Genomic DNA, 12950 nt, shown 5'->3' on the forward strand with positions numbered 1-12950 from the left:
CCCAAGGAAACGTATTAGTAACGGTAATGGTTTGGTTTATAAGGTCCTTGTGGTGAGACTCCAATATAAGCGGCTTGTTCTTCTGATAAAACACTTAATTTTATTCCTAACCGATCCAGATGTAGACGTGCAACCTTTTCATCAAGATGTTTAGGCAAAACAGTGACTTCATTTGTATAGTGTTCTGTACGGGTAAAAAGTTCAATTTGCGCTAAAACTTGATTGGTAAACGAAGCTGACATGACAAAAGAAGGATGCCCCGTCGCATTGCCGAGGTTTAACAATCGTCCTTCAGAGAGCAAAATGATGCGTTTTCCATCGGGAAAGGTGATCATATCAACTTGTGGTTTAATATTCGTCCATGGCAAATTTCTAAGGGCAGCGACTTGGATTTCGTTATCAAAATGACCAATATTTCCAAGAATACACATATCCTTTACTTGTCGCATATGATCTAAACGAACAACATCTTTATTGCCTGTTGTCGTGATGATAATATCAGCACTGGAAGCAGCATCATCCAAATTAACAACTTCATAGCCATCCATAGCGGCTTGAAGAGCGCAGATAGGATCAATTTCTGTTACTTTAACACGAGCCCCAGCACCAGAAAGAGATGCTGCTGAACCTTTTCCTACATCACCATAACCACAGACAATGGCAGTTTTACCAGCGATCATCACATCTGTTCCACGTCGAATACCATCGACCAATGATTCTTTACATCCATATTTATTATCAAACTTTGATTTAGTGACGCTATCATTAACATTAATAGCAGGAAAAGGTAGAAGTCCTTCTTTTTGTAACTGATAAAGACGGTTTACACCTGTTGTGGTTTCTTCGCTTACACCTTTAATTGCTGCGCGCTGTTGTGTAAAAAAACCTGGCGTTGCATCCATACGCTTTTGTATTTGTTTGAAAAAAATTTCTTCTTCTTCTGTTTTGGGATGCGATAAAATATCTTTATTTTGTTCTGCACGACTTCCCATTAAAATATAGTTTGTGGCGTCAGCTCCATCATCTAAAATAAGATTGGAAGGATTACCATCTGGCCATTGGAAGATTGCATCTATATAAGTCCAATATTCTTCCAATGTTTCACCCTTAACGGCAAATACAGGAATGCCAGTTGCGGCGATAGCTGCTGCTGCATGGTCTTGCGTAGAAAAAATATTGCTAGAGCTCCACCGTATATCGGCGCCAATTGCTTTTAATGTTTCAATTAAAACAGCTGTTTGAATTGTCATATGCAATGAGCCAGAAATACGCGCTCCGCGCAAAGGTTGGCTGGAAGAAAACTCCTTACGACAAGCCATCAAACCAGGCATTTCAGTTTCAGCAATATCAAGTTCTTTACGACCATAAGCGGCAAGTGCAATATCTTTGACAACAAAATCTTGAGCTGCCATTCTTCATTCCTTTAAAATAATTTTTTCCAAGACGGTAGGAGAAATTAAAAAAAAATGCAAGACAAGAAGAGGACTTCTTTATGTGAAAAAGCTCTTTTAAAATCTCCATAAATTTGTGCAACAAATATGCATTTATGGATCTGAGTAGTGATGTTACTGACAGAGTAGGAGATCTTCATGATAAGTTTTATTATATAAACAAAATTCTATCCTTTTCACGTAACTTTAAAGCTTTTAAAAGTTTCTAGAGGGAATACCTTTTAAATAATAAAAATGGTGCATTGCTTTACAGTTTTTATATCGATTTTTATGGGATAATATCGAAAGTAGTATACTCGTATTCTACTCACTTATGCGGTTTCTGAAAAAGGAAGAATTACTTTAATCTCATTATTAAGCTTTTTGGCAAAATAATATAAATGCAAAGCTATAGATTATCATGTTTATGGATAGGCAGTTCAGGATCGGTTCTTTAGGATTCCAATGTTGCACCTGCTCTTGGATAAAGACAGTTTATAAGAAGTGCTTTTCTCCTGTTTCCAACAGTTTTTATCAAAATACTATAGATGTGCGAGGAAACATGTTTTGTGATACTAAATGGAGCATTAAAAATGCAAAAACATCACTCTATTGAACACTCTGATTTTAAAACCGCTAACAACGCGCTATGAATTATAAATCAAATAATTAACTCAGTTTTAGAAGAATTTATTCTAGACGAGTAGGTTTTGGGAAAATTGACCATGTGGACGAAATCGCCAGAGATAACTTGGCAAGAATGCAGTCATTGCTCTAGGAGTAATTCCTACTCCTTCTAGAGTATATCCATTCTCTATAGCTTCTTTAGAAACAATGTTATCCATTTGCAAAAAGCGTATTTGATTGGCTGTTACGAGCGTTGGCACAAGAGGCAACTTACCAATCGTTCCTAAAACTCCTCCAATCAATAGACCGACAGAAAGAGGCATAGATAGGATTGTTTTTTTACGACGAATGATTTTAAGTATATTTTCAAGAGCATTTTGGAGGGTGATAATCTGGGGACCACCAAGATCATATTTTTTTCCCCAAGCTACCTGTCCATCTAAAGCACGTGCGATAAACTCAGCAACGTCACCAACATATACGGGTTGCAATTTGCTTTTCCCACCTCCAAAAAGAGGCATAATTGGTAAAAAACGTGACAAATCTGCTAAGGTATTAAAGAAACAATCTTCTGGTCCAAAGATAATGGATGGACGTATAATAATTGCCTGAGGATTCTTGTTATGAATGATTTGTTCACCCATAAACTTAACACGTGCATAAAGACATGCAGTGTTTTCGCTAGCCACAAGAGTCGACATATAGATGAGAGGAATACCAGCTTCTACTGTTAATTCAGCAACATTGTAAGCACCATCAATTTGTGTGCTTTTAAAATTCGATTGATTTGCTTGTTTTAAGCTACCGGGTAAAAACACTGCTGCATCAGCTCCAAGCAATGCGCGTGCAACAGAGGCACGATGCTTGATATCTGTTTTAAGCATTTGGGTTTGTCCTACTTCTCCTATTTGTAGCATGTAATAAGCTTTTTGTGGACAACGAACAGCGATGCGAACGCGATATCCCCGCTTAGTCAAAGTTTCAACGACATGTCGTCCTACAAAACCGGATCCGCCAAAAACAGTAATGAGTTTAGGATGTTGATAAAGTGCACAATCAAGTTGCATGATTAAAAGGTCTATCTTTCAAAGCTTTAAAAATAGCTAATTATCTAGCACGGTGGTGTTTTATTGTCACGCAAAATATCACCCGCAAGATAAAGAGAACCACTAATAAGGACAATAGCCTCTTTATATTCCATTTTAATTTTATGCAAAGCATCTTGTAGATGTGCTTGTGGAGTAGCAAAGATTCCTGCTTTTTGGGCTGATTCAGCTAAGTTTATTGGAGAGAGACTGGCGTCATTGTTAATAAGCGGTATCGTATATACTTTATCGACAAGGTTTGCTAAAGGACGAAAATAACCGACAGCATCTTTGGTATTAAGCATGCCAGCAATCATAATAATGGGACGATCTGTTTTTTTTCTCCATTGTGTAAGTTCTGCCGCAATAACTTTTCCTGCAGCAGGATTGTGACCACCATCTAACCATAAATCAATATCAGGAGATAGTTGATCAACCAAAAGCCCTTGGGTAAGATGCTGCATTCGTGCGGGCCAATAAATATTCTTCAAAGCGTCATTTATGGTTTGTTCTGAAAGTTGAAAACCCGCTTGATAAACTGCTTCAAGAGATGCACCAGCATTAGCAATTTGGTGGTCTCCAATAAGGTTAGGAAGAGGAAGGTCCATGAGACCTTGATGGTTTTGAAAAACCATACGTCCATGTTCTTTATAGCTTTGATAATCTTGATCAAAGAGAGCATAAGATGCTTTATTTTTATCGGCAAGGGGTATTAAAGTAGCAAGAGTTTCTTCATAATTTTGCTTTCCGATGACCACTGGAACGTTTGGTTTTATAATCCCCCCTTTTTGAAAAGCGATTTGAGCAATTGTGTTTCCAAGAAAATTCTCATGATCATAATCAATGGGCATAATAAGCGATACAGCTGTTTTGTTAACGACATTGGTAGCATCAAAACGTCCTCCCAATCCAACTTCTAAAATAACAACATCAGCTGGATGTATACTAAACAGCATAAAGGCAGCGGCTGTAAAAATTTCAAAAATAGTAATCGGCTCTTGACGATTTACTTTTATAATTTCACGGATTGTCTCAGCCAATTGGTTTTCTGTAACAAGTTGACCACCTCCTTTTTGACCTAACCGGCAGCGTTCATTCCAGTTGACGAGATGAGGTGAGCTATAAACATGAACGCAGTATCCTTCACTTTCCAAAAGAGCACGACAAATTGCGGAGGCAGATCCTTTGCCATTTGTTCCAGCGATGTGAATAACAGGTGGAAGTTTTAAATGTGGATTACCAAGACGCTCTAAAAGGTGAACAATACGCTCTAAAGAAAGATCAAATTTTTTCGGATAATTTTTTAGTAAATCATCCACCACCCTTTGTATTTGACTCTGTTGCATAAACTTAAGCTGCTTTTGTCCTAGAAAGCGATGTTTGAGAGTCTGTTGGGGATGGATCGGAAGGGTTAAAAACAGCAGGGCGTTTCATCATCAAGCGTAAAATACGCGCAATTGTTGTTTTCATTTCTAAACGCGATACAACCATATCAATCATACCATGTTCAAGCAGATATTCACTACTTTGAAACCCTTCTGGTAGGGTTTCACGTATCGTTTGTTGAATCACACGTGGACCAGCAAAACCAATCATAGCGCCAGGTTCGGCAATGTGAATATCACCAAGCATGGCGTAAGAAGCAGTAACACCACCGGTGGTTGGATTAGTCAGCACAACAATATAGGGAAGTTTTGCTTCTTTCAACATTTCAATCGCTACTGTTGTACGGGGCATTTGCATCAATGAGAGTGTTCCTTCTTGCATGCGTGCACCACCAGAAGCAGTAAAAAGAACCAAAGGGCATCTTTCGGCAATGGCAGTATCAAAAGCTTTGATAATAGCTTCTCCTGAGGCCATACCGAGTGATCCCCCCATAAAGGCGAAATCTTGAACGGTTGCAATAATTGGCAAACCCTCAATCGTACCGCGTGCACTCAAAATGTTGTCCTCAACACCGAGTTTAGAACGGTACTCTTTTAACCGATCAATATAGCGTTTTTCGTCGCGAAACTTTAAAGGGTCTGTCACAACTTTTGGATTTTCAAGAGCTGTATAAATACCATCATCAAAAAAATGCATGAGACGATTTTTGGCACTGATACGCATATGATAGCCAGAATTAGGAGCCACAAATTGATTGGCTTCCAAATCTTTATGGAAGATCATTTCACCACTGGTAGGATCTTTAATCCATAGATTTTCTGGAATTTCACGGCGTCCCAATATAGAATTAATTTTAGGGCGAACATAATTTGTAATCCAGTTCATCTTTATAACCTTCCTTTAAAATATTATACACCTTTTGCATGATTTGAAAGAATATAGAATTTAAGCAGTCACATTTGCTTTGCCGGCTGACCAAACGAGTCTATTTAATACTTTTATCAGTATACGTATAGCTCTCACTCCACTGTTTTTTAATTTTTCCAATTTTACAACAATCATATGCATGAAGAGTATTTCCTATAACAAACTTCTCAGAAGTTTTAAGAACTTACATGTTTTTATTTTTACTTTGGTATTAAAATTTACTCCTTGCGATGGTTAACAAACGCCTTATTTTCTTTTAATAAAAATGGATATCCAATTAATCATTCGTATCAACAATTTTTAAATCAAGAAACCTTATAATATAAGCCACACTCATTCCATTAAAGATAATGACTATGATAATGTTATGTTAGCGAAACGCCAACACCAGAGCAATATTTTTTCAGAATGGTTTTTCAAAGCGCACGCTTTTCACATAAAATAGAACGTCAAAAACAAAATATTGTTCTTGTTATGTATTCACGCGTTGCTAGATTTAACAGTCTCAATATTCCCAAAACTCTCTTATGACGGTACCCATGAAGAGTATAATAATCATTTCTCTATGAAGGGTATAAAATACATTATGCTCTCCATTTTTACTGAAATATAAGGTACAAAGCGGCACCATAATACTCTTTTTCAGTTTTCAATGCGACGATAATGTTTGCATTGAGAGGATTCATATAAAGATATTTCACGCCTTTTTGAAAGTACTTTTATCCGCATACCACCTTCATTTATGATACATAAACAAACGATTTCAATTGATCCAATATGAATAGGATTAAAATGAGAAACCCTCATGATATTTAGGTTTTTCACTCATATTGTGAAACAATAAATTATCATTATAAATCAATATATTGCTTTAATAAAAGAGAAAGCATAAAATTTTATATTATGCTTTCTTTGGCTGGCAAGTTTTATTAACCTTAAAGTCAAGGAAACTATTTTTGTGTAATGCGTGCCATGGTCTTTTGGGAAAGCATTTTGTGTAAATATGTCATAAAGGCGGCTGCAAAAAGCGGTGTTGCTAAATTAAGAATTGGAATCGAAACAAAAAGCGCTATCAATAATCCTGCACCAAAAACCGTTGTGTAATGAGTATGTAAAAAAGTACGTGCATCTTGCTCTGTTCGAAAACGATAAGCAGCAAACAAGAAATATTCATGACCGAGCAAATAACCATTAATAAGATAAAAAGCAATTAAATTAATACCTGGTATGAAGAATAAAATAAAAGCAATTCCATTACCAAGAAGGCTTAAAATAACAAATTTAAAGGAAATGATAAGAGAACGCTGAAACGGCAAAGCTTGTCCAATAGGCTCATTTGGGTACTCCTCTTTTTCAATGATTTCAGCAGCAGAATCAATGAAAAAACCACCAATCATAGCGGTGATTGGTGCAATCAAAAAAGCTAACAAAAGAGCCAAACCAAGATTAAAAATGATAAGCATGCTAAAACCAATCCATCCCGCCCAACTAGGGAGTCCAGGAAGAAATTGAGCAATCCAGGGCCAAAAGTAAGACACAAAAAGTTGGTGCACACATAACCATAAAATGGTGAGAATGAAAAAAGTAACCCCCAATGCTTTCAGTATCATAATACGATATTGCGAGGTCAGAAGACGTTGTAAAGCACGATAAGCAGCAGTAAAAATCATAGATTAATAAACTAAGGAAAGAAGCAAAAAAAACAAGAAATATATTTAAAGTATGTACAGTGTAATTTTTTCTTTCTTTGAATTACAAGATTTTTTTCAAAAACATTATAAAAAACGGATAAGGCTCCTTTATTTAAAATAAAGTTTGAATAAATAGAAATTTTGATTTTTAAAACAAAGAAGAATTTAAAAAGCAGCTGTTGTAGAAGAAGTTTTTATTATTTTTGTACATAGTGTAGATTATTGCGTTTATATGATATATGTAAAAAATTAAGGAATAAGAACTTTGGGGAGGAAAGTTATTTACTTCTATTTATTCAGTAGATTTATCTAACTTAGTTTATTTAAGTGCTTAATTGTTTTACACAATTCCTAAAATTCTGTACTTTTCTACTATTTGGCAGCATGTTTTTGCCTCTCGCTTTCAAAAAAATATTGAGTTCAATGGAATAGGGGTAACGTAGTAGCTCCGTAGATATTCTAATTTTGGGCAACAGAATGATTAATATGATAGAAGTGGAAAAAATAAGCTTAGGCGATTGACCGTCCGATTCCATGGAAGAGCAGTTTTTTGAGAAGAAGCAAAGAAAGGGAGATGTCACTGATGCTTAAAAATGATGAGATTTTGAATTTTAAAAGCCATAAGTGCAATGAAGTAAGAATTCATTGAAGCACTTTTCATACAAGTGGTGCACTGTATCAAATAATTTTTAGATAATAACACCATTAATTTATGAAGAGAATTGATCATTTTCAACTTGAATAAGAATCCAAAATATAGAAATATTCTTTAATTTCAAAGTCTCTATTCAACATCAAAAAATTATTTACGTGCACATTATAGGCGAGACCAATGTATGGGTACAAAGCTTTCGATAAAAGAATAAAAATGCTTCTCATGAATCGTCACAATGTGAGGATATCATGGATAAAATTCTAGTCTTTGTGGTCTTGGTATGCTGGAGAGAGGAGACAGACATTTAATCTTAAAGACCGATCACTGAGGAAAATAATAAAAGCGTCAGTTTCATAAACTTATAGACAGTGGTACAATGAATTTTGTCTACACTCTTTATGAGCGTCAGTGTGAGGTATGCTTAAAATTGCATTGAGATATTATAATATATTAATTTATACATCATTTTCATAGTGAATAAGAGCTTCAAATAAAGTTGTCATATTTTCTCATGAGCTGTTCTCATCATGAAACAATCAAAATCATTTATTCGTATATCATAAATAGGACCAATATGGGGATAAAAACATTGAAGAGAGAAAATGCTTTTTATAAATTTTATCCAGTGCAAGAGCTTTCTCAAAATTAATGTTAGGCAAAGTGAATGATAGCTTGTTTTTTTATAAGCTGGGGAGACAGTAGTGCAATAGATCCTACTTTTATGAAGGCTAGAGTGAGATGTGATTTTTTTAAAAAATATTTTCCAACGCTTGTCACACCCATTTCGCAACAGCGCTTGTGAATGGTCTATGGGTAAAGCTCTCGTGAATAATATAAAACTTATAGGGCATCACTATACTCTTAATAAAAAGAGTACGTTGGTGCCATCATCCTTAGTGTTGTCCGAGACAAACTCTTGGTTCTTGAGACGGTCCATTATAAGCGCTTTTAGTTCTTTCTTAAACGTTTTGTATTCATACAGTTATCCTTGTTTAAAACGTGCAAGAAAATGATTTTTATTGATTCAATATGAGAGAGATTGGGAATGAGAGAATCTTACGATGTCTGGGATTCTAATTTAATATGAACAATGCTAGGTTATCATTATAAATCAAAAATATTATATACTAATTGAGATGGATAGACACCTATTATCAGTTCTATTTTATAAGGTGTTTTAATATCAACGCGTTTGAAGAGTTCTTATTTGCAAAGGGGTATATTTTTCTCATGAGGAGTAGATGTTTGGGGGGCAAAAAATGATACAATCACGTTTGCTAATTTTTGCGCTACGTGTTGTTTACTCATATGAGGCCATTGTTCAACTTTTTTTCTACTTACGAGATAAACTTGATTTGTATCAGAACCCATGACACTTGTACCATCTACTTGAAGAGAAATATCATTAGCAAGAATGAAATCAGCTCCTTTTTCAACGCATTTCTTTTGCGCATTAGCAATAATATCGCATGTTTCAGCAGCAAAACCAATGACCAATGAGGGGCGTTTTGGAGCGTGTCCAATCGTTGCTAAAATGTCAGGATTTTCAACCATTTGAAGGGATGGTGGTGTTTTATGAGCATCCTTTTTAATTTTGTGTAAAGATTGGGTTTGACTACGCCAGTCACAAACAGCGGCAACAAAGATGGCACCATCAGCAGGCAATGCGGTTTGAACGGCTTTTAACATCTGTTGTGCTGTTTCAACATGAATTGTTTTTACTTCTTGTGGGTCTGCAAGATGAACAGGTCCACAAATAAGTGTTACTTTTGCACCCAAATGTGCAAGAGCGGTTGCAATGGCATGACCTTGTTTACCTGAGGACCGATTAGCAAGATAACGTACTGGATCAATTGGTTCATGGGTAGGGCCAGAGGTAACGATGAAATGGCGGTCAAAGAGAGGTTTTTCATGCACGTTCAAAAGATTCTCTATAGCAGCGACAATAGTTAAAGGTTCGCTCATACGTCCATATCCAATCTCGTCACGTTCAGCCATATTTCCGATTTCTGGTCCGATGATATGAACGCCATCTGCGTGCAATTGTGCAACATTACGAATAGTTGCTGGATGCACCCACATGGCTGGATTCATGGCGGGTGCAATCAAGAGTGGACAGCGTGCTGCTAAAAGGACACAATCAGCCAGATCATCTCCTATGCCATTGGCTATTTTTGCAATGCGGTTGGCTGTAGCAGGAGCTAAAATAATCAGATCAGCATCACGTGCTAATCGGATATGTCCGATATCATGTTCTTCTTCGCGTGAAAATAAATCAGTATATACAGTACCACCGCTTAAAGCTTCAGCGGCTAAAGGCGTAATAAATTTTTGCGCCGCTTTTGTCATCACAACTTTTAAATCTGCTCCACGTTCTTGTAAACGGCGAATCAAATCAAGGGCTTTATAAGATGCAATACTTCCACCAATAATAAGAAGGAGAGATTTTGATTTCAATGATTGCACTTCAACAGCACTGGCATGAGAGGGGAGTGTGGTGTGAGTAGGGGGATTGCTTAAAAGACGGCGGGCTTCTTCTTCCATAGAAATACCATTTTGCGCGGCGCGTATGCGCAAAGCTTCTTTGGTTTCAAGAGACAGGTTACGAATAGTAATACTGGCCATAAAATACCTCCAAGAAATAAAAATGATTTCAATGATTTCATTGTTGATATTTTTAGCATATTAAGGAGATTAGAAAAGATGAAAAAAGTAAAAAGTAAGACAAGCGCAACAAAGTGCAATGATGAAAAGACTATAACGACCATAACGGTTTCTGTAACTTTGTTCCACAGCAAGTTGTTTGAGGGTAGCAGGAGAAAGATTAAAACCTGTTTTTCTCATTTGATTGAAATCTTCTTCTATTCGTTGGAAATTTTGAACCAATTGTGGTGTTTTGCGTGCCAGCGAAAGGAGAGCTTGTGCTCCTTCACTAAAGTCTTTTGCAACGCCTACGGGTCCTAAATTTTTACTAATCCATTCTTTGACAACGGGTTCAGAAGCTTTCCACATATTAAAAGTGGGGTCTAATGTACGGGCAACACCTTCCACGACAACCATTGTTTTTTGCAGCAATAAAAGTTCAGGTCGCGTTTGCATGTCAAATAATTCAGTGACTTCAAATAATAAAGTGAGCAATTTAGCCATGGAAATGCTTTGTGCTGATTGTCCGTGAATTGGTTCGCCAATAGCACGGTTGGCTTGCGCAAAGCTTTCGATATTATGGTGTGAAGGAACATAGCCGGCCTCAAAATGGGCACGTGCAACTCGATGGTAATCGCGGGTAATAAAGCCGTAAAGAATTTCAGCAAGGAAATGCTTTTCTTTTTTGCCAAGCCTTCCTGTAATGCCTAGATCAACAGCAACAATACATCCTTTTTCATCTACAAATAAATTACCAGGATGCATATCGGCGTGAAAAAAACCATCACGCAGTGTATGACGAAGAAAAGATTGAATAAGCGTAATAGCAAGCACCTTCAAATCAAAACCTGCTTCTTTGAGTTTGGAAGTTTCGGATATTCTTATACCATCAATCCATTCCATTGTAAGAACATTACGTCCTGTCCGTTCCCAGTCAATACGTGGAACCCGAAAGCCTGTATCATGTTGAATATTTTCAGCCATTTCAGATATAGCTGCTGCTTCTAAGCGTAAATCCATTTCAAGTCGTGTTGTTTGTGCTAAAGTATCCACCACACAAACAGGACGAAGCCTTCGAGAGGCAGGGATATAGCGCTCTTGTAAATGAGCAATGAGATAGAATCCTCTAAGATCTTTAGAAAAACGTGCTCTGATATTGGGACGAATAACTTTTACAGCACATTTTTTCTTATGGCCAGTTTCATCACTATATTCAGCTGGATGAACTTGAGCAATAGACGCGGCGGCAATGGGGGGATAAAAATTTACGAATAAATCATCAATAGAGCGACCAAGAGAACTTTCAATTTGAGCAATAGCGGCAGTGCAAGAAAATGTTTGGACGCGATCTTGTAGCTGTGACAAATCTTCCGCAATATCACGCCCAACAATATCAGGTCTTGTGGCAAGAAATTGACCAAGTTTTATGTAAGAGGGTCCAAGCTTATTAATGGCATATGAAATATTTTCAGATCGTTGTTTCTTTTTTGTTTTGCGTCGTGCTAATGCACTCGCTATACGATGACATAGCGCTGGAAATCCTTGAAGATCATCATGAGGGAGAGCACTTAAAACACCTTCACGTGTTAGAACCCATCCTGCACGCATCAATTGAAAGTAAGGGGAAATTTGCACCATTTTTAAATTTTCCAACCTGAATGCAGCGCTGCAATCGCACCGGTGAGATTGCGGTACGATACCCGCGAAAACCCCGCATGCTTGATCATATGGGCAAAATCATCTTGCTTAGGAAATTTGCGGATAGATTCAACCAAATAACGATAAGCATCGCCATCATTTGCGATAAATTGACCCAGCTTAGGGATAGCATGGAAAGACCAAAGATCATAAATTTTATCCAACAGAGGCATCTCGACATTTGAAAATTCTAAACATAAGAAACGTCCACCGGGCTTTAAGACACGAAAAGCTTCTCTAAGGGCTTGATCAATATGAGGAACATTGCGAATTCCAAAAGCAATCGTGTAAGCGTCAAAGCTTTGATCTTCAAAAGGTAGATGTTCTGCATTGGCTTCAACAAAATCAATCAGAGGGGCAAGACCATTTTTTTGTGCGCGTTTTTTACCAACGCTGAGCATTGAGCCATTAATATCAAGCACTGTAGCATGGGCTTTTTGGCGTGAAGCATTAAGAATACGAAAAGCAATATCACCTGTACCGCCAGCGACATCAAGAACTTTCCAATGAGAAAGTGCTGGTGGGGAAAGCCAAGCAATCATGGAATTTTTCCACACACGATGTAGCCCCAATGATAGGATATCATTCATCTTGTCATAATTTTCAGCGACAGAATGAAACACACCATCCACCATGGATTGTTTTTGTGTTTCATCTACTCTTGTAAAACCAAAAGAGTGCTCCATGCCACCCTTGGTTCCTACACGTTCTGTTTCAGCTGTCATATGGATGACCTTTCTTATTTTTCTTTTATCGTAAATGAAAGAGAGATGAAATGTTCAAATACGAAAAAACAACGTATAAAACT

Annotated in this window: 8 protein-coding genes; all 8 read right to left on the reverse strand. The window is 37.0% G+C overall.

The window, feature by feature from the left end; genetic code table 11:
• Positions 1-14: 14 nt before the first annotated feature.
• On the reverse strand, positions 15-1412 hold the full coding sequence (gene ahcY / locus ACFIMW_RS01910) for an adenosylhomocysteinase (RefSeq protein WP_375606120.1): 1398 nt from the start codon (positions 1410-1412) through the stop codon (positions 15-17).
• Positions 1413-2125: 713 nt separating this feature from the next.
• Positions 2126-3124, reverse strand: coding sequence for a complex I NDUFA9 subunit family protein (locus ACFIMW_RS01915; RefSeq protein WP_375607924.1), 999 nt, complete (start codon positions 3122-3124; stop codon positions 2126-2128).
• 44 nt (positions 3125-3168) lie between these two features.
• Complete coding sequence (locus ACFIMW_RS01920; RefSeq protein WP_375607925.1) at positions 3169-4488, reverse strand: bifunctional folylpolyglutamate synthase/dihydrofolate synthase; 1320 nt, start codon at positions 4486-4488, stop codon at positions 3169-3171.
• Positions 4489-4492: 4 nt separating this feature from the next.
• Positions 4493-5413: an acetyl-CoA carboxylase, carboxyltransferase subunit beta gene (gene accD / locus ACFIMW_RS01925; protein WP_375606123.1), complete on the reverse strand. Its 921-nt coding sequence runs from the start codon at positions 5411-5413 to the stop codon at positions 4493-4495.
• Between the two features lie 992 nt (positions 5414-6405).
• On the reverse strand, positions 6406-7125 hold the full coding sequence (locus tag ACFIMW_RS01930) for a sulfate transporter family protein (protein ID WP_375606124.1): 720 nt from the start codon (positions 7123-7125) through the stop codon (positions 6406-6408).
• A gap of 1879 nt (positions 7126-9004) precedes the next feature.
• Positions 9005-10426: a bifunctional phosphopantothenoylcysteine decarboxylase/phosphopantothenate--cysteine ligase CoaBC gene (gene coaBC / locus ACFIMW_RS01935; protein WP_375606125.1), complete on the reverse strand. Its 1422-nt coding sequence runs from the start codon at positions 10424-10426 to the stop codon at positions 9005-9007.
• Positions 10427-10495: 69 nt separating this feature from the next.
• Positions 10496-12082: a 2-polyprenylphenol 6-hydroxylase gene (ubiB, locus tag ACFIMW_RS01940; protein WP_375607926.1), complete on the reverse strand. Its 1587-nt coding sequence runs from the start codon at positions 12080-12082 to the stop codon at positions 10496-10498.
• Between the two features lie 2 nt (positions 12083-12084).
• Positions 12085-12867: a bifunctional demethylmenaquinone methyltransferase/2-methoxy-6-polyprenyl-1,4-benzoquinol methylase UbiE gene (gene ubiE, locus ACFIMW_RS01945; protein WP_375606127.1), complete on the reverse strand. Its 783-nt coding sequence runs from the start codon at positions 12865-12867 to the stop codon at positions 12085-12087.
• Between the last annotated feature and the right edge of the window lie 83 nt (positions 12868-12950).

This window comes from Bartonella sp. AC329YNZD (assembly GCF_042196685.1).
In the GTDB taxonomy this organism is placed as follows: domain Bacteria; phylum Pseudomonadota; class Alphaproteobacteria; order Rhizobiales; family Rhizobiaceae; genus Bartonella.

What these genes read in the sequence shown, in the direction of transcription:
- coaBC (WP_375606125.1), bottom strand. Translation starts at nt 10,426, where the DNA reads ATGGCCAGTATTACTATTCGTAACCTGTCTCTTGAAACCAAAGAAGCT.
- ACFIMW_RS01920 (WP_375607925.1), bottom strand. Translation starts at nt 4,488, where the DNA reads ATGCAACAGAGTCAAATACAAAGGGTGGTGGATGATTTACTAAAAAAT.
- accD (WP_375606123.1), bottom strand. Translation starts at nt 5,413, where the DNA reads ATGAACTGGATTACAAATTATGTTCGCCCTAAAATTAATTCTATATTG.
- ubiE (WP_375606127.1), bottom strand. Translation starts at nt 12,867, where the DNA reads ATGACAGCTGAAACAGAACGTGTAGGAACCAAGGGTGGCATGGAGCAC.
- ubiB (WP_375607926.1), bottom strand. Translation starts at nt 12,082, where the DNA reads ATGGTGCAAATTTCCCCTTACTTTCAATTGATGCGTGCAGGATGGGTT.
- ahcY (WP_375606120.1), bottom strand. Translation starts at nt 1,412, where the DNA reads ATGGCAGCTCAAGATTTTGTTGTCAAAGATATTGCACTTGCCGCTTAT.
- ACFIMW_RS01930 (WP_375606124.1), bottom strand. Translation starts at nt 7,125, where the DNA reads ATGATTTTTACTGCTGCTTATCGTGCTTTACAACGTCTTCTGACCTCG.
- ACFIMW_RS01915 (WP_375607924.1), bottom strand. Translation starts at nt 3,124, where the DNA reads ATGCAACTTGATTGTGCACTTTATCAACATCCTAAACTCATTACTGTT.